Source organism: Streptomyces sp. NBC_00057 (assembly GCF_045041165.1).
Classification (GTDB): domain Bacteria; phylum Actinomycetota; class Actinomycetes; order Streptomycetales; family Streptomycetaceae; genus Streptomyces.
This window is the reverse complement of the sequence record NZ_CP108256.1, coordinates 6,076,710-6,101,921: the sequence shown is the minus strand read 5'-3', so window position 1 is coordinate 6,101,921 and position 25,212 is coordinate 6,076,710. Positions and strand designations below refer to the sequence as shown.

The window sequence follows — 25,212 nt, the reverse complement described above, 5'->3', positions numbered from 1 at the left end:
GGGTCCGTGGAGGGCGCCCGGCAACCCGGCAGCGGTTCCGTCCTCAAACGCCGGACGGGCTGGGGGTGTCCGGGACGGGCTGGAAGTAGCCGGGGCGGGCTGGAAGTGGCCAGGACAGTCCTTTTCGGGTGTCGAACGTGCGTACTTTAGGACGGCGTTGTCCTGAATTGTCGACGGGCGTGTAACAGGGGTTAGTGCCACGACCGTGTGCGGGATACCCCGGAACATGACCCAGAACACCCCACCCTCCCCCTGCCGCCTCCGTATCACCGGCGATGTCCGTCAACGTGTGCTGTCCGCAGCGCAGTTGAGAGCAAACGGCGTGTCCGCCGCGGAGGCTGCCGCGCGATGCAGGGCCGGTGGGCCGTGGCAGCAGCCGCTGCCCGGTGTGTACGTCCTGCACCCGGGATCACCCACCGGCGAGGAACGGCTGCGTTCCGCCCTGCTGTACGCGGGCCGGCCACCGGCCTCCGGCCGCCGGGGCGTACCCGCGCAGCCCGGGCCGGACACGGAGCCCGAGTACGGCGAGGCCATGGTCACCGGGCTTGCCGCGCTCGCCCTGTACGGCTTCGCGGCCGCGCCGCCGCCCGCGTCGTCGGACCGGATCGATGTGCTGGTGCCGCGCATCCGGCGACTGCGCTCGGTCCGGTACGTACATCTGGTGCGGGCCTCCGAGCCGCCCCGCCCCGAGCAGGTGCACGGCTTGCCCGTGGCCCCGGTGGAGCGGGCGCTTGCCGACGCGGTCGCCGGGCTCGGGGACACTTCGACCGTACGCCGTCTGCTCACCGAGGCGGTCCGCGGCGGGCACTGCGAGCCGGCCGCCGTCGTGGGCGAGTTGAGCCGGGCCGGACTGCTGGGCCGCCCCCATGTGGTGACCGCCGTCGACTCGTTGCTCGCCGAGGGCCGGGCACTGACGGAGGGCCGGCTGTACGACATGGTGCGGACGTACGGCCTGCCGGAGCCGCTCTGGAACGTGGACCTGCGGCTGCCCGGCGGCCCGCATCTGGGCGGGGTGGACGCCTACTGGCTCAAGGAGGCGGTCGCCGTGGTGCTCGACACCAGGGCGCCACGGCACAGCAGGCTCGACGACGACCGGCGCCAGGAGGATCACGACGCGCAGTGGTCCGCGTACGCCGCCAAGCGGGAGCATCTGGAGCGGCTCGGCGTCACCGTCGTCCATCTCTCGCCGAAGAAGCTCCGCGACGCGCGGGAGCAGCAGGCGGTCGTGGTGCGTACGGCGCTGATGGCGGCGGCCGACCGTGAACCGGCCGCGTATGTGATGATCCTGCCTCGTTGAGGACGGGCCACAGCGGCCACTTATTCACCATTTCGCCCCTGATGACACATCAGCGCCGCTGGCGGAAGTCCGCCATGTCCGCATCTCGTCCACCTCAACTCTCCACAAACCCCTGTCATTTACGAAAGGGTGAGCGGTCATCCGGTACCGAATTCCGGACTCTCTCTTTCACTTCAGGGATGCTGATGATCTCCGAGTCCCCCAGTTCCATACCCGGGGCGAGACGCGTGGCCCGGGTCGCGGCTGCCGCCGGCCTGGTGGCCGCGCTGGCCGCCACCGGCGCCGCCCCGGTCTTCGCCGCCGATGACCCTGCCCCCGCTCCCGTCAAGTCCGCCGCCAACGGCGCCACGGCCGACAAGCTCGGCTCGGCCGATGCCGATGTTCTGGCCAAGGCCAAGGCCAAGGGCGAGAAGAACGTCACGATGATGGTCGCCACCGCTCCCGGTGCGACCGAGCAGGTCACCGAGCAACTGGACGCCGTCAAGGGGTCCGTGCTGGGACGTGCGTACGACGAGCTCGGCTACGTACGGGCCACCGTGCCCACCGCGTCCGCCGAGGCGACCATCAAGGCGGCCTCCAAGCTGTCGTCCGTCCACGGCATCGATCTCAAGCAGGAGATCAAGCTGGACGACCCGACTCCCACGGCCGACCGGGCCGCCGGGGCGACGACGAAGTCCACGGGCACCTACCCGGCGCCCGGCAGGAAGACGCCGGCGAAGAACCCGTACAACCCGTCCTTCGAGACGGGCGCGGTCGACTTCGTCGAGCAGCACCCGAAGGCCGACGGCCGGGGCGTGACCATCGGCATCCTGGACTCGGGGGTCGACCTCGGTCACCCGGCGCTCCAGAAGACCACCACCGGCGAGCGCAAGATCGTCGACTGGGTGACGGCCACCGACCCGGTCAACGACGGCGACCGTACCTGGCTGCCGATGACGGACTCGGTGACCGGCCCGACCTTCACCATCGGCGGCCGCACCTACTCGGCGCCGGCCGGCTCGTACAAGATCCAGCTCTTCTCCGAGGCCGCCACCAAGGGCGGCGACATGGCCGGGGACCTGAACCGCGACGGTGACACCACCGACGTCTGGGCCGTGCTCTACGACCCGGTCACCGGCACCACCCGCGTCGACCTGAACAACGACGCGAACTTCTCCAACGACGCCGTCATGAAGCCGTACAAGGACGGCCACCAGGTCGGCTACTTCGGCACGGACAACCCGGCGACCGATGTCGTCGAGCGCATCCCGTTCGTCGTCGAGACCCGCAAGAACGTCGTGTACAACGCGGCCGGCGACAAGGCCGACTACGTCAACATCGGTGTCATCGAGTCCGAGCACGGCACCCACGTCGCGGGCATCACCTCCGCGAACGGCCTGTTCGGCGGCAAGATGAACGGCGCCGCGCCCGGCGCGAAGATCGTCTCCTCGCGCGCCTGCACCTGGTCGGGCGGCTGCACCAACATCGCGCTCACCGAGGGCATGATCGACCTCGTCGTGAACCGCGGTGTCGATGTCGTCAACATGTCGATCGGTGGACTGCCGCCGCTCAACGACGGCAACAACGCACGCGCGGCGCTCTACAAGCGGCTCATCGACATCTACGGCGTCCAGTTGGTCATCTCGGCCGGCAACGAGGGCCCGGGTGTGAACACCATCGGCGACCCCGGCCTCGCCGACCACGTCATCTCCGTCGGTGCGTCGATCTCCAAGGAGACGTGGGCCGCCAACTACGGCTCGAACGTCACCAAGAAGTACGACATGCTGCCCTTCTCCTCGCGCGGTCCGCGTGAGGACGGCGGCTTCGCGCCGATCCTGACGGCCCCGGGTGCGTCCATCAACACCACCCAGACCTGGCTGCCCGGCGGCCCGGTCAAGGAGGCGGGCTACAGCCTGCCGGCGGGTTACTCCATGCTGCAGGGCACCTCGATGTCCTCGCCGCAGGCCGCCGGTGCGACCGCGCTGCTGCTGTCGGCCGCGAAGCAGAAGCACATCGAGCTGCCGCCGGCCGATCTGCGTACGGCGCTGACCAGCACCGCCACCCACATCAAGGGTGTGCCGGCGCACGCCCAGGGCTCCGGTCTGATCAACATCGTCGGCGCCTGGAAGCAGATCGAGAAGCAGGGCACCCCGGCGCACGAGTACTCGGTGAAGGCCCCGGTCGACACCGCGATCGACTTCGCGCTGAAGACCCCTGGCTTCGGTACCGGTCTGTACGACCGCGAGGGCGGCCTGAAGGCCGGCCAGAAGAAGTCGTACGACGTCACGATCACCCGCACCACGGGTCCGGACAAGGCCGTCAAGCACCAGCTGTCGTGGAAGAACAACGACGGCACGTTCAAGCTGACCGGTCCCGGCACGGTCTCCCTGCCGCTCGGCAAGCCGGTCACCGTCAAGGTCCAGGCGAAGCCGGGCAGCGCGGGCGTGCACAGCGCGATCCTGCGGGTGGACGACAGCAAGACCGTCGGTGTGGACCAGCAGATCCTCTCCACGGTCGTCGTCTCCACGCCGCTCGTGAAGCCCGCCTACGCGTTCAAGGCGTCCGGCTCGGTGCAGCGCAACAGCACCACGTCGTACTTCGTGACCGTGCCGGAGGGCGCCAAGACCCTTGAGGTCGCGATGAGCGCGCTGCGCTCGGGCAGCCAGACCCGCTTCATCTCCCTCCACCCGTACGGGGTGCAGATGGAGAACAGCTCCACGATCTTCTGCTACCCGAACTACGAGAACCCGGCCAACACCTGCCGCCCCGATGTGCGCTCCTACAAGGACCCGCAGGCGGGCGTCTGGGAGATCGAGGTCGAGGCACGGCGTACGTCGCCGCTGCTGGACAACCCGTACAAGCTGGATGTCTCGCTGCTCGGTGCGACCTTCGACCCGGCGGTGCAGACCATCGCCGAGGCGAAGGTCGGCACGCCGGCCGCGGTGAACTGGAAGGTCACCAACAACGCCGGTGACCTGGAGGGCACGCTCAAGGGCGGCTCGCTGGGCTCGGCCAAGGTCGCCACCCCGTCGATCAAGACGGGCGACGAGCAGGAGTACACGGTCACCATCGGTGAGGGCGTCGAGAAGCTGGACGTCGCCATCGGCGGCGCGTCGGACGCCAACGCCGACCTCGACCTGTACGTCAAGAAGGGCAACACCGAGGTCGGCAAGTCCACCACGGCCGGGTCCGAGGAGTCGGTCAGCCTGGTGAAGCCCGCCGCCGGTACGTACACCGTCGTGATCGACGGCTACGACGTCCCCGCCGGGACGACCACGTACGACTACCGCGATGTGTACTACGCAGCGTCGCTCGGCACGATCAAGGTCGACGATTCGAAGGCCGTGAACCTGGCCAACGGCGCTTCGGCCCAGATCGGTGCCGAGGTCTCGGTCGCCGGGGCGGCCCCCGAGGGCCGGCAGTTCTTCGGCGAGGTCCATCTGGTGAACAGCCGCGGGACCGCGGCGGGCACCGGCAGCGTCGTGATCGAGAAGGTCACGCCGTAGCGGTGACCGCGGTCGCCGTGTGATCCGTACGACAGTGGGGCGGGCGCTCTGTGGAGCTCCCGCCCCACTGCTCTGCCCGGCCGGGCGGGCAGTGTCCGCAGCGCGGACAATGGATTGGACAAGGAAGCCGTTCACATACGCATCATGGAGCGGCAACCGTGCCAGTTCGTACGTTTGAAGGAGTCCCTGTGAAGGTCGGAATCGTCGGCGCCACCGGTCAGGTCGGCACAGTCATGCGCAGGATCCTGGCCGAGCGGAAGTTCCCGGCCGACGAGCTGCGGCTGTTCGCCTCCGCGCGCTCCGCGGGCTCCACCATCGAGTGGGAGGGCCGGGAGATCACCGTCGAGGACGCCTCGACGGCCGATTACTCCGGGCTGGACATCGTGCTGTTCTCGGCCGGTGGCGCGACGTCGAAGGCGCTCGCCGAGAAGGTCGCCTCGCAGGGCGCCGTCGTGATCGACAACTCCTCCGCCTGGCGCAAGGACCCCGAGGTCCCGCTGGTCGTCTCCGAGGTCAACGCGCATGCGATCGCGAACCGGCCCAAGGGCATCATCGCCAACCCGAACTGCACCACGATGGCCGCCATGCCCGTACTGCGCCCGCTGCACGACGAGGCCGGCCTCCAGACGCTGACCGTCGCCACCTACCAGGCGGTGTCCGGCTCCGGCCTGGCCGGTGTCGCCGAGCTGCACGGCCAGGCGTCCAAGGTCGTCGCCGACGCCGACAGGCTCACCCACGACGGCGAGGCCGTCGACTTCCCCGAGCCGGGCGTCTACAAGCGTCCGATCGCCTTCAACGTGCTGCCACTGGCCGGCTCGATCGTCGACGACGGCTCCTTCGAGACCGACGAGGAGCAGAAGCTCCGCAACGAGTCCCGCAAGATCCTGGAGATCCCGGAGCTGAAGGTGTCCGGCACCTGCGTCCGGGTGCCGGTCTTCTCCGGCCACTCGCTCCAGGTCAACGCACGTTTCGCCCGTCCGATCAGCGTCGAGCGCGCATACGAGCTGCTGAAGGACGCCCCGGGCGTCGAGATCTCCGAGATCCCCACCCCGCTGCAGGCGGCCGGCAAGGACGCCTCGTTCGTCGGCCGGATCCGGGTCGACGAGACCGTGGACAACGGCCTCGCGCTCTTCGTCTCCAACGACAACCTGCGCAAGGGCGCGGCGCTGAACGCCGTACAGATCGCGGAGCTGGTGGCGGCGGAGCTGAACGGCTGACGCCTCGCGTGTGAAAGGGCGGCCCTGCGTCGGTCGAGGAGCGGGGCCGGGGTATCGCCCCGGCCCCGCTGCTCACGGGCGGCGCACCTCGAAGTGCAGGCACCCGTATTCCACGGCCCTGACGTGCACCAATGCCACTTCCGGGTCGGCGAAAGCCTCGTCGAAGGCCTCGTCGTACCCCCGCTCCTCGTCGGCCGGGATCTCCAGCAGCCGGCCGCCGACGATGTGGCCGTCCGCGTTGTAGCGCCGGACGGTACGCAACGCGCCCGCCCGTGAGAACGGGTACCCGGCCCGGTCGGCCGCGGGCCCGCCGCACTCCTCCGCGTGGATGAAGACCGGCCCCTGCTCGTCGTACGCCCCCGGCCTCACCCAGGTCTCGGCCGCCCAGCGGCGCAGTGGCGCATACGAGACGAGGGCGATCCGCTCCCCCACCTCGTTGCCGCGCAGACAGCAGCGCAGGGGGGAGCCGCTGTCGGTGGCGGTGTACGGGGCGCAGGGGCGGCCCGCGTCGTCGGTGTCGCGGAGCTCCTTGAGCGTGGCCGGATCGATCGGTCGTGCCTCATATGTGGTCATGTGCCGAGAGTGGCGCGCCGGGCGGCCACGGTCCGGCGGATATCGGACATCGCGCTGCGCACAGGTCACGTGGAAGGATGACCGGAAACGTCACATACCAAGGAGATGACCGCGTGCCTGGCACCAATCTGACCCGCGAAGAGGCACAGGAGCGGGCGCGCCTGCTGACCGTGGACGCGTACGAGATCGATCTCGACCTCTCCGGAGCGCAGGAGGGCGGCACCTACCGGTCCGTGACCACCGTGCGCTTCGACTCCGCCGAAGCCGGTGCGGAGACCTTCATCGACCTGGTGGCCCCGGCCGTGCACGAGGTCGAGCTGAACGGCAAGTCGCTGGATGTCGCGGCCGTGTTCCGCGACTCGCGCATCGAACTCCCGCACCTGGTCGCGGGCTCCAACGAGCTGAAGGTCGTCGCCGACTGCTCGTACACCAACACGGGCGAGGGCCTGCACCGCTTCGTCGACCCGGTCGATCAGCAGGCGTACCTCTACACCCAGTTCGAGGTGCCGGACGCTCGCCGCGTCTTCGCGAGCTTCGAGCAGCCCGACCTGAAGGCGACATTCCGGTTCACGGTGAAGGCGCCGGCGGGCTGGACGGTCATCTCGAACTCGCCGACGCCCGAGCCGCAGGACAACATCTGGTCCTTCGAGCCGACGCCGCGCATCTCGACGTACATCACGGCCCTGATCGTCGGCCCGTACCACTCGGTGCACAGCAGCTACGAGAAGGACGGCCAGTCCGTTCCGCTCGGCATCTACTGCCGTCCGTCGCTGGCCGAGTTCCTCGACGCGGACGCGATCTTCGACGTGACGCGGCAGGGCTTCGACTGGTTCCAGGAGAAGTTCGACTACGACTACCCGTTCGCCAAGTACGACCAGCTGTTCGTCCCGGAGTTCAACGCGGGCGCGATGGAGAACGCGGGCGCGGTCACCATCCGTGACCAGTACGTGTTCCGTTCGAAGGTGACGGACGCGGCGTACGAGACGCGGGCCGAGACGATCCTGCACGAGCTGGCCCACATGTGGTTCGGCGACCTCGTCACCATGGAGTGGTGGAACGACCTGTGGCTGAACGAGTCGTTCGCCACGTACACGTCGATCGCCTGCCAGGCGTACGCGGAGGGCTCGAAGTGGCCGCACTCCTGGACGACGTTCGCCAACTCCATGAAGACGTGGGCGTACCGCCAGGACCAGCTGCCGTCGACGCACCCGATCATGGCGGACATCCGTGACCTGGACGATGTCCTGGTCAACTTCGACGGCATCACGTACGCCAAGGGCGCCTCGGTCCTGAAGCAGCTCGTGGCGTACGTCGGCATGGACGAGTTCTTCAAGGGCGTCCAGGCGTACTTCAAGGCGCACGCGTTCGGGAACACCCGGCTGTCCGACCTGCTGGGCGCGCTGGAGGAGACCTCCGGCCGTGACCTGAAGACCTGGTCGAAGGCGTGGCTGGAGACAGCCGGCATCAACATCCTTCGCCCGGAGATCACCACCGACGGAAACGGTCACGTCACCTCGTTCACCGTCCTCCAGGAGGCCCCGGCGCTGCCCGCCGGCGCCAAGGGCGAGCCGACGCTGCGCCCGCACCGGATCGCGATCGGCTGCTACGACCTCGACGGGGCCGGAAAGCTGGTCCGCACGAACCGGATCGAGCTGGACGTCGACGGCGAGCGCACCGAGGTCCCGTTCCCGGCGGGCACCGCCCGCCCGGCGGTCGTCCTGCTGAACGACGACGACCTCTCGTACGCGAAGGTCCGTCTCGACGAGGAGTCGCTGCGCGTCGTCACCGAACACCTCGGCGACTTCACCGAGTCCCTCCCCCGCGCCCTGTGCTGGGCCTCCGCCTGGGACATGACCCGCGACGGCGAGCTGGCGACCCGGGACTACCTCTCCCTGGTGCTCTCCAGCATCGGCAAGGAGTCGGACATCGGTGTCGTCCAGTCGCTGCACCGTCAGGTGAAGCTGGCGCTGGACCTGTACGCGGCGCCGGAGTGGCGCGAGGCCGGGCTGACGCAGTGGACCGAGGCCACGCTGGCGCACCTGCGCGCGGCGGAGCCGGGCAGCGACCACCAGCTGGCCTGGGCCCGCGCCTTCGCGGCGACGGCCCGCACCCCGCAGCAGACGGACCTGCTGCAGTCGCTGCTCGACGGCAAGGAGACGGTCGAGGGCCTGGCCGTCGACACGGAGCTGCGCTGGGCGTTCGTCGAGCGTCTCGCCGCCACCGGCCTGCTCGAAGAGGACGAGATCGCCGCCGAGTACGAGCGCGACAAGACGGCGGCGGGCGAGCGCCACGCGGCGACCGCCCGCGCGGCCCGCCCCACCGAGGAGGCGAAGGCGGAGGCATGGGCCTCGGTCGTCGAGTCCGACAAGCTGCCGAACTCCCTCCAGGAGGCGGTCATCGCCGGCTTCGTCCAGACCGACCAGCGCGAACTGCTGGCTCCGTACACGGAGAAGTTCTTCGCAGCGGTCAAGGGCGTCTGGGAGTCGCGCAGCCACGAGATGGCGCAGCAGATCGCCGTCGGCCTCTACCCGGCCGTCCAGGTCTCGCAGGCCACGCTGGACACCACGGACGCCTGGCTGTCCTCGGCGGAGCCGAACGCGGCCCTGCGCCGTCTGATGTCCGAGTCGCGTTCGGGTGTGGAGCGCGCGCTGAAGGCCCAGGCCGCGGACGCTGCGGCGGCCACGGCGTAACGGCTGAACGGTGAAGCAGTGAGGGGCGCCTCCCGCGATGGCGGGGGCGCCCCTTCCTCTCTCCCACCCGGCTGTCGGATCACAGCAGCCGGAACGTCTTGCCGCCCGGGTCGACCACGGCCTTGATCTCCGCGCCCGCGGTCGCTTCCGCCACGCCGTAGGGCATCGGACAACTGGCCTCGAACACCGGGAATTCGGCCCCGCTGACGCGCACGCGAATCCAGATCATCCGGGAACAACCGTCCGCGCTCACATCGTCGGGGCCGACCCCGATGACTTCCGCGGTCGCCCCGACCCCGTCGGCTTCGAGCCGGAGCGTCGCCCGCCGCAGGTCCCAGTTGTAGAGCACCGTGCCGAGTCCCACGTAGGCGACGGTGGGCCTGCGCGGTCGCGGTGACCGTACCCCGGTCGCGCAGGGTGCGGAGGATGCGGAGCTTCTTGACGTCCCACTCGACCATGGCCGCAACCTACCCGGGGTCCGGACCCGGCATCCGGGTCCGGACATGCGTGTGCGCCGCACGGTACGGGGTACCTGCGGCGCACACGGGAAGTGCGTGGGTGCTAGGCCTGCTTCTTGGACTTGTCGAAAATCATGACCAGGCCCGCGATGACCACGAACAGAGCGATGGGGGCCACGACGTACAGACCGATGGTCTCCATCACGCTCAGGCCCTGACCGGGGTCGTCACCGTCGTCGCGGGTGAGCGCGAGCGCGGGGGACGACATGAGCAGCATCATCAGCGTCGTTCCGGCCGCGACGGCGCCGGCGCGCATAGCGTTCTTCTTGTCCACGGTGCAAACGTAGCGAACGCCCGGAACGGGCGCGCGCCCGGGGGTGCCGTACGGGGTCACGGGCGGGATTCCGGGTGGATTTCCGGGTGGGTTCCCGGGCGGTTCCCGCGAGGTTCGAAGACCTCCATCAGCCGGTGCAGGCGGGGTGCGGCGGCCAGCTCCTCCAGGGTGACCGGGTGGCCCTCCGCGTCGGCGACGGGCAGTCGCCAGTTGGGGTACTGGTCCCAGGTGCCGGGGAGGTTCTGCGGGCGGCGGTCGCCCAGTGTGTCGGGCAGCCAGACTCCGACCATGCGGGCGGGGGTGCGCAGCAGGAAGCGGTGTACGGCGCGGACGGCGCCCTCCTCGTCACCCTCCCCCTCGGGGAGCAGGCCGAGCCGGGCGAGATATCCCAGCCACTCGGTGGTGTCGGTCGCGTCCGCGGTCAGCTCCTCGGCGAGGCTGCGGGTGAGCAGGCCGAGGCGGTGGCGCAGTGTCACATGGTCGCCGGTCAGCCGGGCGGCGGTGGACGGCAGATCGTGCGTGGTGACGGTGGCCAGGCAGCCCTCGCGCCACTCCTCCGGGGCCAGCGGGCGGCCGGTGCCCGCCCAGTCCCGTTCGAACCAGAGCACGGAAGTGCCGAGCACGCCGCGCCGGGCCAGCGCCTCGCGTACCCCCGGCTCGACGGTGCCGAGGTCCTCCCCCATGACCACCGCACCGGCCCGGTGCGCCTCCAGGACGAGGACGGCGAGCATCGCCTCGGCGTCGTGGCTGACGTAGGTGCCGTCGGTGGGCGGGCGCCCCTCGGGCACCCACCAGAGCCGGAACAGGCCCATGACGTGGTCGATGCGCAGGGCTCCCGCGTGGGCGAGGAGTCCGCGCAGCAGTCCTCGGTACGGGGCGTAGCCGGACGCGGCGAGGACATCGGGGCGCCAGGGCGGCAGGCCCCAGTCCTGACCGCGGGCGTTGAAGGCGTCCGGGGGCGCGCCGACGGACATGCCGTGTGCGAAGGCGTCCTGCTGGGCCCAGGCGTCGGCGCCGCCGGGGTGCACGCCGACGGCGAGGTCGTGGACGATGCCGACGGCCATTCCGGCGTCCAGGGCGGCGCGCTGGGCGGCGGCGAGCTGGCTGTCGGTCAGCCAGGCGAGCCGGCAGTGGAAATCGACCCGGTCCAGCAGCGCGCGGCGAGCGCGGGCGGTCTCCTTGGAACGGGGGTCGCGGAGCGCGGCCGGCCAGGTGTGCCAGTCGGAGCCGTGCACCTCGGCGAGGGCGCACCACAGGGCGTGGTCCTCCAGGGCCTGCCCCTGCTCGGCCAGGAAGTCGCAGTACGCGGCGCGGCGCCCCGGGGTGAGGGGCACCTTCGTCACGAGTTCGAGGGCCTGGCGCTTGAGTTCCCAGACGGCGTCCCGGTCGATCAGGGCGCTCTTGTTCAGCACGGTGTCGCTGAGCGTCGCCGCGTCCTGCCGCAGATCGTCGAGGGTGCCCCGGTCCGGCACGTGCCCGTACTCGGGGATGGACTCGATGTGCAGATGGACGGGGTCGGGGAAACGCCGTGACGACGGGCGGTACGGGGACGGGTCGGTGGGGTTGCCGAGCACGGCGGCGTGAAGCGGGTTCACCTGGACGAATCCGGCGCCGAGGGTCCGCCCGGACCAGGCGGCGAGGTCGGCGAGGTCCCCGAGGTCGCCCATGCCCCAGGAGCGGGCGGAGAGCAGGGAGTAGAGCTGGACGAGGAAGCCGTGGCCGCGTGCGGGCGGCTGCGGCACCCGGGGCGGGGCGACGACGAGCGTGCCGGTCGCGCTCCGGCCACCCGGAGCGCGTACGGCCAACCGGTGCACGCCGAGCGGCGGTTCGACCCACCAGGCGGGGGTCGGGGGCACGCCCGTCGAGGTGTCACCTCCCGCACCTTCAGCCGCGCCCGTTCCGCTCTCCCCGCCCGCACCCGTGCCCGCGTCGGCGGCGCCCCGTCCCGAAACGGCCGGATCCGGTCGGTCGGCCGGAATGTGCATCCGCGAGGGCGGGGGCGATCCGCCGTCCTCCAGCCCGATGTCCAGCGAAGTGCCGGGCGGCAGGGCGGTCAGGGCCGGGGGCAGTGGCTCCCCGCTCCACACCACCAGCGTCGGCGGCAGCAGCCGGGACCGGGCCGAGGACTCGGCGGCGTCGAGCGATTCCCGTACCGCTTCGGGCGTGGCGGCGTCCACATCGAGCGCGGCGAGCACGGCGATGACGGTGTCATCGGGAACGGACACCGTGACGTCGGCGGACGGGGAGTAGGAGGTGGCGACGCCGTGCAGTGCGGCGAGACGGGACAAGCCCATTCAGACTCCTGGGAACTCCATGCCCCACGCGCCGCCGGAGGTGGCCGGCTCGCTGGTCAGCGGGGCGTTGACGGCGAGCGGGGCTTCGCTGGTCAGTGGCGTGGCGTCGGCGAGCGGCGGCTCGCTGGTGAGAGGTATCGCATCGGCGAGCGGCGGCTCGCTCGTCAGCGGACCGGGGCCGGGCCCGGCGGCCGGGACCGCACCGGGCGGACCGGGGGCCTGTTCGGAGAGGGCGGAGAGCAGAAGTTGCGTGGCAGCGGGCATGGCGGCCTCCCGGCCGTAGGGGAACAGGACACAGCAGACCTGCCCAGCGGGCTCGACCGCAGGCGCAGGCGTTACCACAACGACTTCAACGTGCTCTGGGTCACATTCCGTTCCCCGGAGGCCTGTTCGCCGTAAGTTGTCCGCTGTTTTCGGCCATTCGACGTCATCCTTGGCGTCGCCCGTCGACGGCCGACCACCCCTCACCCCACTCGCCGCATCGGGCATTTACGGCACAACAGCCACCCGCATTGACACTCTCGCGCGCGGATGGTGGGCTCGGAGCCCACCGGCAGGAGCGAGGGAGAAGAGCGATGCGGCTCAGGCGCAGAAAGCAGGCAACGGCCGTTGCGGTCGCCGTGCTCGGCGGGCTGCTCTCCGCCGGGACGCCGGCCGCCGTCGCGGCCCCTTCGGCGCCCGGCTCCCCCGCCGTCGCCACCTCCGACCGCACGGACGCCGGCACGCTGCCCGCCGTATGGCCGCGGCCCCAGTCCATCAAGGCATCCGGGCCCTCCGTACCGCTCTCCGCCGAGGTCACCCTCGTGGTAGGCGCGCACGCGGATCCGTACGCCGTCGACGCACTCCGGCAGATCCTGCGGGACGCGGGCGTGCGGACCGTCCACGAGGCGTTGCCGGGCCGCGGACCCGTCATCCGGCTCGGCGGCAACGGCGCCCAGGACGCCCTGCGCTCGCTGCACGCCCCCGACCGCGACGATCTGCCGTCCGGTGGCTACCGGATCGCGGTGGGCCGGGTCGCGGGCCGGGACACCGTCGCCGTGGACGGCGTCGGCGAGGACGGTCTCTTCCACGGCGTGCAGACACTGCGTCAGCTGGTCCGGGACAAGAGCGTCGCCGGGGTCACCGTCAGGGACTGGCCGGGCACCGCCGTACGCGGGATGACCGAGGGCTTCTACGGGCAGCCGTGGACCCGTGCGGAGCGGCTGGCGCAGATCGACTTCATGGGGCGTACGAAGCAGAACAGGTACCTGTACGCGGCGGGCGACGACCCGTACCGGCAGGCCCGTTGGCGCGACCCGTATCCCGCCGACCGGCGCGCCGACTTCCGGGCGCTGGCCGAGCGGGCCCGCGCCGAGCATGTGACGCTCGGCTGGGCCGTCGCCCCCGGCCAGGCGATGTGCATGTCGTCGGACAACGATGTGAAGGCGCTGACGAAGAAGCTCGACGCGATGTGGGCCCTGGGTGTGCGGGTCTTCCAGCTGCAGTTCCAGGACGTCAGCTACAGCGAGTGGCACTGCGACAGCGACGCCGACACCTTCGGCAGCGGACCCGAGGCGGCGGCCAGGGCGCAGGCGCAGGTGGCGAGCAAGGTGGCGCGGCATCTCGCGGACCGCCATCCGGACGCGGAGCCGCTTTCGGTCATGCCGACGGAGTTCTACCAGGACGGGTCGACCGACTACCGCAGGGCGCTCGCCGAGGAGCTGGACGGCCGGGTCCAGATCGCCTGGACCGGTGTCGGGGTCGTACCGAGGACCATCACGGGCGGGGAACTGGCCGGCGCCCGCGCCACGTTCCGGCATCCGCTGGTCACGATGGACAACTACCCGGTCAACGACTACGCGCAGGACCGCATCTTCCTCGGCCCGTACACCGGCCGGGACCCGGCGGTGGCGATGGGTTCCGCGGCACTGCTCGCCAATGCCATGGAGCAGCCGTCAGCGTCCCGCATACCGCTGTTCACCGCCGCCGACTTCGCCTGGAACCCGAAGGGATACCAGCCGCAGGAGTCCTGGCAGGCGGCGATCGGCGATCTGGCGGGCGACGACGCCCGCACCAGGGACGCGTTGCGCGCGCTGGCCGGGAACAGTGCCACGTCCGTGCTGGGCGGTGACGAGTCGGCGTATCTGCAGCCGCTGCTGGCCGCGTTCTGGCAGTCCCGTACGACGACCGACGCCACGGCGCAGGCCGATGCGGCGCGCAGGCTGCGGGCGGCGTTCACCGTGATGCGGGAGACCCCGCAGCGGCTGAAGGGGCTGGCCGACGGGCGGCTGGACGGCGAAGTGCGGCCGTGGACGGAGCAGTTGTCCCGGTACGGCCGGGCGGGCGAGCTGGCCGTCGATCTGCTGCAGGCGCAGTCGCGCGGTGACGGCGCTGCCGCGTGGCAGGCTTCGCTGGCGCTGGAGCCGGTGCGCAAGGCCGCGAAGGCGAGCGGTGCGACGGTCGGCAAGGGCGTCCTCGGCCCGTTCCTGGACCGGGTGCGCCGGGAGGCGGACGCCTGGACGGGCGCGGACCGCGACGCCGGTACGGTGACCGAGGCCCCGGGCAGCCATACGGTCCGGCTGAAGCGCTCCCGTCCGGTGGAGACCGTGACGGCGATGACGGTACCCGGCAGCGGCGAGGTGGCAGGTGCGACGCTGGAGGCCCATGTGCCCGGCGAGGGCTGGCGCAGCCTCGGCCCGGTATCGGCCACCGGCTGGACCCAGACGCCGGCCAGGGGGCTGCGGGCCGACGCGATCCGGATCAGCTGGCCCGCGGGCGGTCCCTCGACACCGCCGGTCATCACGGGCACGATGCCGCCGATCGTCCCGGGAAGCCGGATGGGAAGCAGCATCAAAACCGGTGCCTCCGGGAATGCGCGGGGCCGGGCTCCGCGGGTGCGCGCGCTCGTGCCCTGGTTCGGCGACGAGCCCGCCGCCCGGCTCGATCTCGTACGCGGCGAGACGGACGCCGAGATCGGCGGCGGGCCGCAGCGGGTCGAGGCGCGGCTGGCCGCCCGGCGCCCTGCCGAGGTGCGGGGCACGCTCACCGCGAAGGCGCCCGAGGGCATCGAGGTGCGCGTCCCGAAGCAGACGAGGGTGCCGCGCGGTTCCCGTACCGACGTCCCCGTCGAGATCACCGTCCCGGCGGGCACCCCGCCCGGCGAGTACGAGGTGCCGATCGGCTTCGGCGAAGAACGCAGCACGCTGACCGTCCGGGCGTACCCGCGCACCGCGGGCGCCGACCTGGTGCGTACCGCCGCCGTCTCCTCGTCCGGCGACGAGACCCCGGACTTCCCGGCGACGGCCGCCTCCGACGGCGATCCGGAGACCCGCTGGTCCTCGCCGGCGGAGGACGGCGCCTGGTGGCAGGCGGAACTGCCGCAACCGGCCCGGGTCGGCCAGGTGGTGCTGCACTGGCAGGACGCGTACGCCTCCCGCTACCGCATCCAGGTCTCCGCGGACGGCCGCAGCTGGCGCACGGCGGCGACCGTACGGGACGGCAAGGGCGGGCGCGAGTCGGTCCGGATGGACGCGAAGGACACCCGCTTCATCCGGGTGCAGGGCGATGCCCGGGCCACCGAGTTCGGCTACTCGCTCTGGTCGGTTCAGGCGTACGCCGTCGCCGCAACGGAGTAACGCCCCGGTCGTGCGCGGCTGTCGTCCCCGAAGGCCCCCGCCCGGCCCCGGGAACGACAAAGGCCCGGATCTCTCAGGCTGAGATGCCGTCGATCCGGGCCATGGCGTCGTCCGCGCCGAACGGTTGCAAGTACGGCAGCCAGCGCGGGTCGCGGTGTCCCGTCCCGATGATGCGCCAGGCGAGACCCGTCGGCGGCGCGGGCTGCTGGTGCAGCCGCCAGCCGAGCTCCGGCAGGTGCCGGTCCGCCTTGACGTGGTTGCAGCGGCGGCAGGCCGCCACCACGTTGTCCCAGGAGTGCTGTCCGCCGCGGCTGCGCGGAATGACATGGTCGACGCTGGTCGCGGCGGCGCCGCAGTACATGCAGCGGCCCCCGTCCCGGGCGAAGAGCGCCCTGCGGGTCAGCGGTACGGGCCCCCGGTAGGGAACCCGTACGAACCGCTTCAGACGGACGACACTGGGGGCCGGGACGGCCCGGGTGGCACTGTGCATGAAGGCGCCCGACTCCTCGAGACAGATGGCCTTGTTTTCGAGCACGAGGACGAGCGCGCGGCGGAGCGGTACGACGCCGAGCGGCTCGTACGACGCGTTGAGAACCAGGACATGCGGCACGGTGGATGCCTCCTTGTACGTCGGCGGCGCGTGGCTCGCGCCGGGACGATCCGATCCCAGTCTCTACTCACGCCTGGTCAAAGCGCCACCACGTGCGGGTAACGGGCCGGGAGGATTTTTCTCTCCGCTCCTTGCCGATCGCCCGCCGCCGCCGGCCGGAGCAGGCGCTTCCGGGCCGCTCGCGCAGTGGCCGCGTCCCGATGTGCGATCGGCCACACGCCGCCCGTGCGCCCCTCGTGAGACGCATCTCTCCCCCCGGTCGCGACAGCGGGACATTCCCGATACCCCGTTAGTGTGGTTGGTCTGCCGTCGTCCATCTGGAGGTTCCACCGTGTTCCCGTCCGCCCTGTTGGCCGCAGCCCCCTCGCCCGGGTCCGGTGGCACGCTGGACGAGGCCGCCGAGCAGGCCGGCAACGCCGCGGGCTGGGTGGAGGAGAACTGGTCCATCTGGCTGAGCACCGGTCTGCGCATCGTGCTCATCGCGGCGATCGCGATCATGTTGCGCGTCGCGGTCCGCCGTGCTCTCACCAAGCTCATCGACCGGATGAACCGCAGCGCCCAGGCGGTGGAGGGCACCGCGCTGGGCGGGCTGCTGGTCAACACGGAACGCCGCCGTCAGCGCTCCGAGGCGATCGGTTCCGTACTCCGCTCGGTCGCGTCGTTCCTGATCCTCGGCACGGCCGCCCTGATGATCCTGGGCGCGCTGCAGATCGATGTGGCACCGCTGCTGGCCTCCGCCGGTGTGGCCGGTGTGGCACTCGGTTTCGGTGCGCGCAACCTGGTCACCGACTTCCTCTCCGGTGTCTTCATGATCCTGGAGGACCAGTACGGCGTGGGCGACACCATCGACGCGGGCGTCGCCTCCGGCGAGGTCATCGAGGTCGGTCTGCGGGTAACCAAGCTGCGCGGCGACAACGGTGAGATCTGGTACATCCGCAACGGCGAGGTGAAGCGGATCGGCAATCTCAGCCAGGGCTGGTCGACGGCCGGTGTCGATGTGCCGGTGCGTCCCACGGAGGACCTGGACAAGGTCCGCACGGTGATCACCGAGGCCGCAGTGGCGATGGCCAAGGAAGACCCGTGGAGCGAGCGGCTGTGGGGTCCCGTGGAGATCCTGGGCCTGAACGAGGTGCTCCTGGACTCGATGACGGTCCGGGTGACCGCGAAGACGATGCCGGGCAAGGCGCTGGGCGTGGAACGGGAGCTGCGCTGGCGGATCAAGCGGTCCTTCGACGAGGCCGGAATCCGCATGGTCGGCGGCGTCCCGGCCCAGGGGGACGAGCCCTCGTCGGCCGATCCGACGGCCGCCATGGCCGCTCCCTCGGCGTATGCGTCGGCCACCTCACCGCAGTCCCTGGCCGCGACACCGATCACCCCGCCGCCGAACATATCGAAGTAGGACTCGGCCGTACGAGTGAGGGGTGCCCCGCAGGTTCTGCGGGGCACCCCTCACTCGTGAGCGAGTCGGTGTGACCTCAACTCGGTTCTTCAATAGCCTGGTTGAGAATGCACAACCAAGGGCCCACACGTTCCAAAAGCGCCCCAGGTAACGCTTTGGTAGCCACCGGGGCACTGCCCATTGACGGCCCGGTGACGTGCGCATACCGTCCTCTCACCAAATAGGAAACTTTCCTAACAGAGGGCAGGTGCAGTGCTCATGGCCGGAACCACACCGGGTACCCCCCGCGTTCTGCGGGCCATGAACGACCGGGCCGCCCTCGATCTGCTGCTGGAGCACGGGCCCCTCTCCCGGACCAGGATCGGGAAGCTGACGGGGCTCTCCAAGCCCACAGCGTCGCAGCTGCTGGCGCGACTGGAGGCCGCCGGACTGGTCGTCGCCACCGGGACCGTGGCGGGGCGGCCGGGACCCAATGCCCAGTTGTACGCGGTGAACGCGCGGGCCGCCCATGTCGCGGGGCTGGATGTGAACGCCCACCGGATCGTCGCCGCCGTCGCCGATGTGACCGGTGAGACGGTCGGCGAGTTCGAGCTCCGCACCCCGGGGCGGCGCGCCGACTGCGTGGTGCGACAGGTGACGGATGCGCTGGACGGAGCGGTCAAGGACGCCGGGCTCACCCGCTCCGATGTGCACCGGGTCGTCATCGGCACCCCGGGCGCCTTCGACCCCGGCACCGGGCGGCTGCGGTACGCCTCGCACCTGCCCGGCTGGCACTCCCCCACGCTGCTGGACGAGCTGGCCGCGGTTCTGCCGATGCCGGTCGAGTACGAGAACGACGTGAACCTGGTCGCGGTGGCCGAACAGCGGCTCGGTGCGGCGCGCGGGCACGACGACTTCGTGCTGCTGTGGAACGAGGAAGGGCTCGGTGCCGCCCTCGTCATCAATGGACGGCTGCACCGCGGCTTCACCGGTGGTGCCGGTGAAGTCGGCTTCCTGCCGGTGCCCGGCGTCCCGCTGGTCCGCCAGGTCACCAAGGTGAACGCCGGCGGCTTCCAGGAGCTGGCGGGCGCGCAGGTGCTGTCCAGGCTGGCCCGGGAGCTCGGCATCGACGACGCACCGATCCGCGGCTCCGGCACCCATCACGAGGTCGCGGCCCGGCTGGTCGCGCGGGCGGCCGAGGCCGCGGAGGCGGGCGAGGACGGCCCGTACCCACGGCTCCTCGATCTGTTCGCCACCGGACTCGCGACCGGTCTGGCCTCCTTGGTCGCCGTGCTGGACCCGGAACTCGTCGTGCTCTCCGGCGAGTTGATCGCGGCCGGCGGGGAACCGCTGCGCGGCCGGGTGGAGTCCGAGCTCGTCGAGCTGGCGGCCTCCCGGCCCCGGCTGATCGCCGGTGACGTGACCCACCGCCCCGTACTGCGCGGCGCGCTGGAGAGCGCACTCGCCACCACCCGTGACGAAGTCTTCGACACGTCGCGCTGACCCCTTTCCCGCCGCTTCGTTCGCACGTCACCCCCTCCGTCCCCATCCTTCATCGGGAGTCACCGCCATGTCCGGAAACCGCCGGAAGACGGCCGCCGCACTCGCCGCGACCGCCGCGATATCGCTGTTCGCCTCTGCCTGTACGGGCCAGAGCAACTCCGGTGCCAATGATGACGCGTCCAAGGAGACGACCATCAACTTCTGGCACGGCTGGAGTGCCCCGAACGAGGTCAAGGGAATTCAGGCCACGGTCGACGCCTTCGAGAAGGCGCACCCCAATATCCATGTGAAGGTCGTCGGCAATATGACCGACGACAAGATCAACCAGGCGCTGCGGGCGGGTGGTTCGAAGGCTCCGGACGTCGTCTCGTCGTTCACCACGAACAATGTCGGAAAGTTCTGTTCGTCGAAGGCGTTCGTCGATCTGAACCCCTTCCTGAAGAAGGATGGGATCGACGCGGACAAGACGTTCCCCAAGGCGATGAACGAGTACACGCAGTTCGACGGTGTGCGCTGCACCGTGCCGCTGCTCGGTGACGCGTACGGCCTCTACTACAACAAGGACGCGTTCGAGGCCGCCGGTATCACCCGCGCGCCGGAGACCTGGTCGGAATTTGCCACGGATGCCAAGAAGCTGACGAAGACCGAGGGCGACTCGTACGAGCAGCTCGGATTCATGCCGAACTACCACGGTTACGAGTCGACGACCGAGCACTACCTCGGTGGCTGGAACCCGAAGTACTTCGATGCGGACGGCAAGTCGAACATCGCCAAGGACCCGGCGTTCGCCTCCATGCTCGCCACCCAGAAGAAGCTGGTCGACGACCTGGGCGGCTACGAGAAGCTGGAGAAGTACCGTACGGCGTTCGGTGACGAGTGGGGCGCCCAGCACCCGTTCCACACCGGCCAGGTGGCCATGCAACTGGACGGCGAGTGGCGGCTCGGGATGGCCGAGGAGACCAAGCCGAAGTTCGAGATCGGGGTGGCCCCGATGCCCGTCGCCGACGACGAGGCCGACACTTACGGCAAGGGCTATCTGACCGGCACCATCGCCGGTATCGCCGCCACGTCGCAGAAGCAGAACGCGGCCTGGGAGCTGGTGAAGTTCATGACGACCGACACCGACGCGGTGGTCGACTTCGCCAATGCCATTCACAATGTGCCGTCCACGCTGGAGGCGCTGAAGTCGCCGAAGCTGAAGTACGACCCGCGGTTCAAGACGTTCCTGGACATCGCCGCGAACCCGAACAGCACCACCACCCCGCCCTCGGTGAACGGCGGCGCATACCTGGTGTCCCTGCAGAACCTCGGATTCGACATCGAGAAGGGCAAGCAGAAGGACATCAAGGCGGGTCTGGAGAAGACCGCGGAGGAAATCGACGCGGCGATCGCACAGGCGAAGTAGAACCGCGATGAGCACACGTACGGGCACGTACACACTGCGCTCGAAGCGCCGCCGGTCGGCGCTGCGGACAGCGGCCTTCATGTCGCCGTGGCTGATCGGGTTCTGCGTCTTCTTCGCCTACCCGCTGATCTCCACGCTCTATTTCTCCTTCACCGACTACGACGGTTTCGCAGCCCCGGAATTCAGCGGGCTGAAGAACTGGTCGTACGTCTTCAACGAGTACCCACTGTTCTGGCCCGCCCTGCGCAACACGCTCTGGCTGGTCGTGGTCATGGTCACCTGCCGGGTGGTGTTCGGCCTCGGTGTCGGGCTGCTGATCACCAAGATCAAGACGGGTGCCGGAGTCTTCCGCACCCTGTTCTACCTGCCCTATCTGGCCCCGCCGGTCGCGGCGACCCTCGGTTTCGTCTTCCTGCTCAACCCGGGTACGGGGCCGGTCAATTCGATCCTCGGCGATCTGGGACTGCCCACGCCGGGCTGGTTCACCGACGCCACCTGGTCCAAGCCGGCGCTGACCGCGCTCGCGGTGTGGGGGGTGGGCGACCTGATGGTGATCTTCATGGCCGCGCTGCTCGACGTACCGAAGGAGCAGTACGAGGCGGCGGAGCTGGACGGTGCTACCGCTTTCCAGCGGTTCCGCTTCGTCACCCTGCCGAACATCTCGCCGATCGTGATGTTCGCCGTGGTCACCGGGATCATCCAGACGATGCAGTACTACACCCAGCCACTCGTGGCGGGAAAGGTCGCCTCGGGTGTGATGGGCGGCTCCGGGCAGCCGTTCGAACCGGGCTATCCCGACAAGTCGACACTGACGCTTCCGCAGCTCGTCTACAACCTCGGCTTCCAGCGCTTCGACTACGGCTCCGCCTGTGTGGTCGCACTCGTTCTCTTCGTACTCGCGATGGCGTTCACCGCACTGCTGATGCGGCGCCGCAGCGGGCTGATCCAGGCAGGTGACTGACGTGGCGCAGGCTCTCGACACCCTCAAGGCAGCCGACCGGGCGACCGACCCGATCACCCCGGCCGAACGCACGGCACGCCGCAAGGCGCTGCTGAACTGGATCGCCGTGCACTCGCTCGGCGTCGCTGCCGCGCTCTTCTTCGTGCTGCCGTTCGTCTTCCTCCTGCTCACCTCGCTGATGAGCGACCAGCAGGCGCTGACCCGCGATCTGTGGCCGCACCCCTTCGAGTGGAGCAACTACAAGAAGGTGTTCGACACCCCGGGCTTTCTGACCTGGTGGAAGAACACCCTGCTGTACGCGGGGCTCGGCACCGTCCTCACCGTCGTGTCGTCGCTGCCCGTGGCGTACGCGCTCGCCAAGTTCCGCTTCCGCGGGCGGCATCTCTCGCTGATGCTCGTCATCTCGATGATGATGCTGCCGCCGCAGGTCGTCGTCATCCCGATGTATCTGTTCTGGGCGAAGCAGCTGGACATGTCCGGCACGCTCTGGCCGCTGATCATCCCGATGGCCTTCGGTGACGCGTTCTCCATCTTCCTGCTGCGGCAGTTCCTGCTGACCATCCCGAACGAGTACCTCGACGCGGCGAAGGTCGACGGCTGCGGTGAGCTGCGCACCCTGCTGAAGGTCGTCGTACCGATGGCCAAGCCGGGCATCGCCGCCGTCGCCCTCTTCCAGTTCTTCTACGCCTGGAACGACTATTTCGGCCCGCAGATCTACGCCTCCGAGAACCCGGCCGCCTGGACGCTCAGTTACGGCCTGGAATCCTTCAAGGGCGCACACCACACCGACTGGAACCTGACCATGGCCGCGACCGTACTGGTCATGGCCCCCGTGATCCTCGTCTTCTTCTTCGCTCAAAAGGCTTTTGTCGAGGGCGTCACACTGACCGGAGTAAAGGGCTGACTATGAAGCTCGCAGTAGTTGGTGGCGGGTCCACCTACACACCTGAACTGATCGACGGCTTCGCCCGGCTGAGGGACACGCTGCCCATCGAGGAGCTCGTGCTCGTCGACCCGGCGGCCGACCGCCTCGAACTCGTCGGCGGCCTCGCCCGGCGGATCTTCGCCAAGCAGGGCCACCCGGGGAGGATCGTCACCACCTCGGACCTCGACGCGGGCGTCGCCGACGCCGACGCGGTCCTGCTCCAGCTGCGCGTCGGCGGCCAGGCCGCCCGCAAGCAGGACGAGACCTGGCCGCTGGAGTGCGGCTGCATCGGCCAGGAGACCACCGGGGCCGGCGGCCTCGCCAAGGCGCTGCGCACCGTCCCCGTCGTCCTGGACATCGCCGAGCGGGTCCGCCGTACCAACCCGAACGCCTGGATCATCGACTTCACCAACCCGGTCGGCATCGTGACCCGGGCGCTGCTCCAGGCCGGGCACAAGGCCGTCGGCCTGTGCAACGTGGCGATCGGCTTCCAGCGCAAGTTCGCCAGGCTCCTCGATGTCATGCCCGGTGAGGTGCACCTCGACCATGTCGGGCTCAACCACCTGACCTGGGAGCTCGGGGTCCGCCTCGGCGGCCCGGACGGCGAGAACGTCCTGCCGAAGCTGCTCGCCGAGCACGGCGACGCGATCGCGGACGATCTGCGCATGCCCCGGGCGATCGTCGACCGGCTCGGCGTCGTGCCCTCCTACTACCTGCGTTACTTCTACGCGCACGACGAAGTCGTACGGGAGCTCGGCACCAAGCCGTCCCGGGCGGCCGAGGTCGCCGCGATGGAGAAGGAACTCCTCGCCATGTACGGCGACCCGGCGCTGGACGAGAAGCCCGCGCTGCTCGCCAAGCGCGGCGGCGCCTTCTATTCGGAGGCGGCCGTGGACCTGGCGTCCTCGCTGCTCGGCTCGGGCGGCACTGCTGTACAGGTGGTCAACACGTACAACAGGGGGACGCTGCCGTTCCTGCCGGACGACGCGGTGATCGAGGTGCAGGCGAGGATCGACGGGACGGGCGCCACCCCGCTCGCCGTACCGGAGCTGGACCCGCTGTACGCCGGTCTGATCGCCCATGTGACGGCGTACGAGGACCTCGCCCTGGAAGCGGCGCTGCGCGGCGGGCGAGCCACCGGGCGGGCGGGTGGGAGAAACGCAGTGTTCAAGGCACTGCTCGCGCATCCGTTGATCGGTCAGTTCGAGTACGCCGAGGCGCTCACCGACAAGCTGATCGCGCACAACCGGGAGCACCTGGCGTGGGCGTGAACGCTTCAATCCTCGCGATCGATGCGGGGAACAGCAAGACCGATGTGGCACTGATCGGTGAGGACGGAACGGTGCTGTCGGCGGCCCGCGGCGGTGGCTTCCAGCCGCCGGTCGTGGGGATCGAGGCGGCCGTGGACGTTCTCGGTGCGGTCGTCGGCCGGGCACTGGAGCTGTCCGGCGAACCGGTGGACTCCGTCTCACATGTGTCGGCCTGTCTCGCCAACGCCGATCTTCCGGTGGAGGAGGAGCAGTTGGCTGCGGCGCTGCGTGCCCGCGGCTGGGGATCCACGGTCGAGGTGCGCAACGACACCTTCGCGATTCTGCGTGCGGGCGTGGACGAGCCGCGGGGTGTGGCCGTCGTCTGCGGCGCGGGGATCAACTGTGTCGGCATGGTGCCGGACGGGCGGACCGCGCGCTTCCCCGCCATAGGCCGGATATCCGGTGACTGGGGCGGCGGTGCGGGGCTGGCCGAGGAGGCGATGTGGTTCGCCTCGCGGGCGGAGGACGGCCGCGGTGAACCGACCGAGCTGGCCCGTGCGCTGCCCGGACACTTCGGGCTCGACTCGATGTACGCACTGATCGAGGCGCTGCATCTGGGCCGGGTCGGGTTCGAGCGCAGGCACGAGCTGGCTCCGGTGCTCTTCGCGACCGCGGCGGCAGGGGACCCGGTGGCGGGTGCGCTGGTGGACCGGCTGGCCCAGGAGGTCGTCGCGATGGCATCGGTCGCGCTGACCCGGCTCGGTCTGCTGGACGAGGAGGCGCCGGTGGTGCTGGGCGGCGGGGTGCTGGCGGCCCGTCACCCGCAGCTGGACGACAGGATCGCCGAACTCCTCGCCGTACGTGCCCCGAAGGCGGTGGTCCGGGTGGTGACGGAGCCTCCGGTCCTGGGGGCCGCGCTGCTCGGCCTGGACCACACGGGGGCGGCTGCCGGGGTGCACGAGAGGCTGTGTGCGCAGTACAGCTGAGACGGTTTTCCGCCTCAAGGGGCGTCCTGCGGCGTTTCGCGTCGCAGGACGCCCCTTGCGCACGGGAACCGTTCAGTTGTCCCGGACGTGTTCATGAGTGGGGAGATCGGTCCGCTTCGGGGATTGGTCCGCCGATCGGCTTGCTCGGCGGCTCAGGCCTTGATCGAATGCATGTGACTGCCATCCGTGGACCGGTGCAGGATCCAGGCGTTCCTGGTGTGGATGTCGGTCC

The 25,212-nt window shown here is 70.2% G+C and carries 18 protein-coding genes; 12 read left to right on the top strand and 6 right to left on the bottom strand.

Annotation, left to right across the window (positions count from 1 at the left end):
* Window positions 1-226: 226 nt before the first annotated feature.
* From OG953_RS28670 to OG953_RS28660, 3 genes are all read left to right on the top strand, one after another.
* Window positions 227-1,297, top strand: coding sequence for a hypothetical protein (locus OG953_RS28670; protein ID WP_405687882.1), 1,071 nt, complete (start codon window positions 227-229; stop codon window positions 1,295-1,297).
* 179 nt (window positions 1,298-1,476) lie between these two features.
* Window positions 1,477-4,782, top strand: a complete 3,306-nt coding sequence (locus tag OG953_RS28665; RefSeq protein WP_405687880.1) for a S8 family serine peptidase — start codon at window positions 1,477-1,479, stop codon at window positions 4,780-4,782.
* A 188-nt stretch (window positions 4,783-4,970) separates the two neighbouring features.
* The gene (locus OG953_RS28660) at window positions 4,971-5,999 is read left to right on the top strand and encodes an aspartate-semialdehyde dehydrogenase (RefSeq protein WP_405687879.1); all 1,029 of its coding nucleotides are present in this window, start codon (window positions 4,971-4,973) and stop codon (window positions 5,997-5,999) included.
* Window positions 6,000-6,071: 72 nt separating this feature from the next.
* Here the strand turns inward: OG953_RS28660 and OG953_RS28655 are convergent, their stop codons facing one another.
* Window positions 6,072-6,572: a DUF1203 domain-containing protein gene (locus OG953_RS28655; protein ID WP_405687878.1), complete on the bottom strand. Its 501-nt coding sequence runs from the start codon at window positions 6,570-6,572 to the stop codon at window positions 6,072-6,074.
* 113 nt (window positions 6,573-6,685) lie between these two features.
* Between OG953_RS28655 and pepN the strand changes: the two genes are divergently transcribed.
* Complete coding sequence (gene pepN, locus OG953_RS28650) at window positions 6,686-9,262, top strand: aminopeptidase N (RefSeq protein ID WP_405687877.1); 2,577 nt, start codon at window positions 6,686-6,688, stop codon at window positions 9,260-9,262.
* A 79-nt stretch (window positions 9,263-9,341) separates the two neighbouring features.
* On the opposite strand, the gene OG953_RS28645 is transcribed toward pepN, so the two are convergent.
* The 4 genes from OG953_RS28645 to OG953_RS28630 form a co-directional block, all read right to left on the bottom strand.
* Window positions 9,342-9,626, bottom strand: coding sequence for a hypothetical protein (locus tag OG953_RS28645; RefSeq protein ID WP_405692479.1), 285 nt, complete (start codon window positions 9,624-9,626; stop codon window positions 9,342-9,344).
* Between the two features lie 197 nt (window positions 9,627-9,823).
* A complete protein-coding gene (locus tag OG953_RS28640; protein WP_405687875.1) occupies window positions 9,824-10,054 on the bottom strand; it encodes a hypothetical protein in 231 nt (76 codons plus the stop codon).
* A gap of 56 nt (window positions 10,055-10,110) precedes the next feature.
* Window positions 10,111-12,348: a 4-alpha-glucanotransferase gene (gene malQ, locus OG953_RS28635; protein ID WP_405687874.1), complete on the bottom strand. Its 2,238-nt coding sequence runs from the start codon at window positions 12,346-12,348 to the stop codon at window positions 10,111-10,113.
* A complete protein-coding gene (locus OG953_RS28630; RefSeq protein WP_405687873.1) occupies window positions 12,349-12,612 on the bottom strand; it encodes a hypothetical protein in 264 nt (87 codons plus the stop codon).
* Between the two features lie 311 nt (window positions 12,613-12,923).
* On the opposite strand from OG953_RS28630, the gene OG953_RS28625 reads away from it, so the two are divergent.
* The gene (locus OG953_RS28625; protein WP_405687871.1) at window positions 12,924-15,962 is read left to right on the top strand and encodes a beta-N-acetylglucosaminidase domain-containing protein; all 3,039 of its coding nucleotides are present in this window, start codon (window positions 12,924-12,926) and stop codon (window positions 15,960-15,962) included.
* Window positions 15,963-16,035: 73 nt separating this feature from the next.
* Here OG953_RS28625 and OG953_RS28620 read toward each other — a convergent pair whose 3' ends face one another.
* Complete coding sequence (locus OG953_RS28620; RefSeq protein WP_405687869.1) at window positions 16,036-16,572, bottom strand: HNH endonuclease; 537 nt, start codon at window positions 16,570-16,572, stop codon at window positions 16,036-16,038.
* Between the two features lie 331 nt (window positions 16,573-16,903).
* Between OG953_RS28620 and OG953_RS28615 the strand changes: the two genes are divergently transcribed.
* The 7 genes from OG953_RS28615 to OG953_RS28585 all read left to right on the top strand — a co-directional run bounded on the left by OG953_RS28615 (window position 16,904) and on the right by OG953_RS28585 (window position 24,980).
* Window positions 16,904-17,971: a mechanosensitive ion channel family protein gene (locus OG953_RS28615; protein WP_405687868.1), complete on the top strand. Its 1,068-nt coding sequence runs from the start codon at window positions 16,904-16,906 to the stop codon at window positions 17,969-17,971.
* Between the two features lie 258 nt (window positions 17,972-18,229).
* On the top strand, window positions 18,230-19,453 hold the full coding sequence (locus OG953_RS28610; RefSeq protein ID WP_405687867.1) for an ROK family protein: 1,224 nt from the start codon (window positions 18,230-18,232) through the stop codon (window positions 19,451-19,453).
* A gap of 67 nt (window positions 19,454-19,520) precedes the next feature.
* A complete protein-coding gene (locus OG953_RS28605; RefSeq protein WP_405687866.1) occupies window positions 19,521-20,858 on the top strand; it encodes an ABC transporter substrate-binding protein in 1,338 nt (445 codons plus the stop codon).
* A gap of 79 nt (window positions 20,859-20,937) precedes the next feature.
* A complete protein-coding gene (locus tag OG953_RS28600; protein ID WP_405692119.1) occupies window positions 20,938-21,819 on the top strand; it encodes a carbohydrate ABC transporter permease in 882 nt (293 codons plus the stop codon).
* Window position 21,820: 1 nt separating this feature from the next.
* Window positions 21,821-22,723 carry a carbohydrate ABC transporter permease gene (locus OG953_RS28595; protein ID WP_405687865.1) on the top strand — a complete coding sequence of 301 codons (903 nt, stop codon included), beginning with the start codon at window positions 21,821-21,823 and terminating at the stop codon, window positions 22,721-22,723.
* Window positions 22,724-22,725: 2 nt separating this feature from the next.
* Entirely contained in the window at window positions 22,726-24,015 is a 1,290-nt protein-coding gene (locus OG953_RS28590; RefSeq protein ID WP_405687863.1) for a 6-phospho-beta-glucosidase, read from the top strand.
* Window positions 24,006-24,980, top strand: a complete 975-nt coding sequence (locus tag OG953_RS28585; RefSeq protein ID WP_405687862.1) for an N-acetylglucosamine kinase — start codon at window positions 24,006-24,008, stop codon at window positions 24,978-24,980. Before OG953_RS28590 ends, OG953_RS28585 begins: the two co-directional genes overlap by 10 nt.
* The last annotated feature ends 232 nt before the right edge of the window (window positions 24,981-25,212 follow it).

What these genes read in the sequence shown, in the direction of transcription:
- OG953_RS28670 (WP_405687882.1), top strand. Translation starts at nt 227, where the DNA reads ATGACCCAGAACACCCCACCCTCCCCCTGCCGCCTCCGTATCACCGGC.
- OG953_RS28665 (WP_405687880.1), top strand. Translation starts at nt 1,477, where the DNA reads ATGCTGATGATCTCCGAGTCCCCCAGTTCCATACCCGGGGCGAGACGC.
- OG953_RS28655 (WP_405687878.1), bottom strand. Translation starts at nt 6,572, where the DNA reads ATGACCACATATGAGGCACGACCGATCGATCCGGCCACGCTCAAGGAG.
- malQ (WP_405687874.1), bottom strand. Translation starts at nt 12,348, where the DNA reads ATGGGCTTGTCCCGTCTCGCCGCACTGCACGGCGTCGCCACCTCCTAC.
- OG953_RS28630 (WP_405687873.1), bottom strand. Translation starts at nt 12,612, where the DNA reads ATGCCCGCTGCCACGCAACTTCTGCTCTCCGCCCTCTCCGAACAGGCC.
- OG953_RS28625 (WP_405687871.1), top strand. Translation starts at nt 12,924, where the DNA reads ATGCGGCTCAGGCGCAGAAAGCAGGCAACGGCCGTTGCGGTCGCCGTG.
- OG953_RS28610 (WP_405687867.1), top strand. Translation starts at nt 18,230, where the DNA reads ATGGCCGGAACCACACCGGGTACCCCCCGCGTTCTGCGGGCCATGAAC.
- OG953_RS28605 (WP_405687866.1), top strand. Translation starts at nt 19,521, where the DNA reads ATGTCCGGAAACCGCCGGAAGACGGCCGCCGCACTCGCCGCGACCGCC.
- OG953_RS28600 (WP_405692119.1), top strand. Translation starts at nt 20,938, where the DNA reads ATGTCGCCGTGGCTGATCGGGTTCTGCGTCTTCTTCGCCTACCCGCTG.
- OG953_RS28590 (WP_405687863.1), top strand. Translation starts at nt 22,726, where the DNA reads ATGAAGCTCGCAGTAGTTGGTGGCGGGTCCACCTACACACCTGAACTG.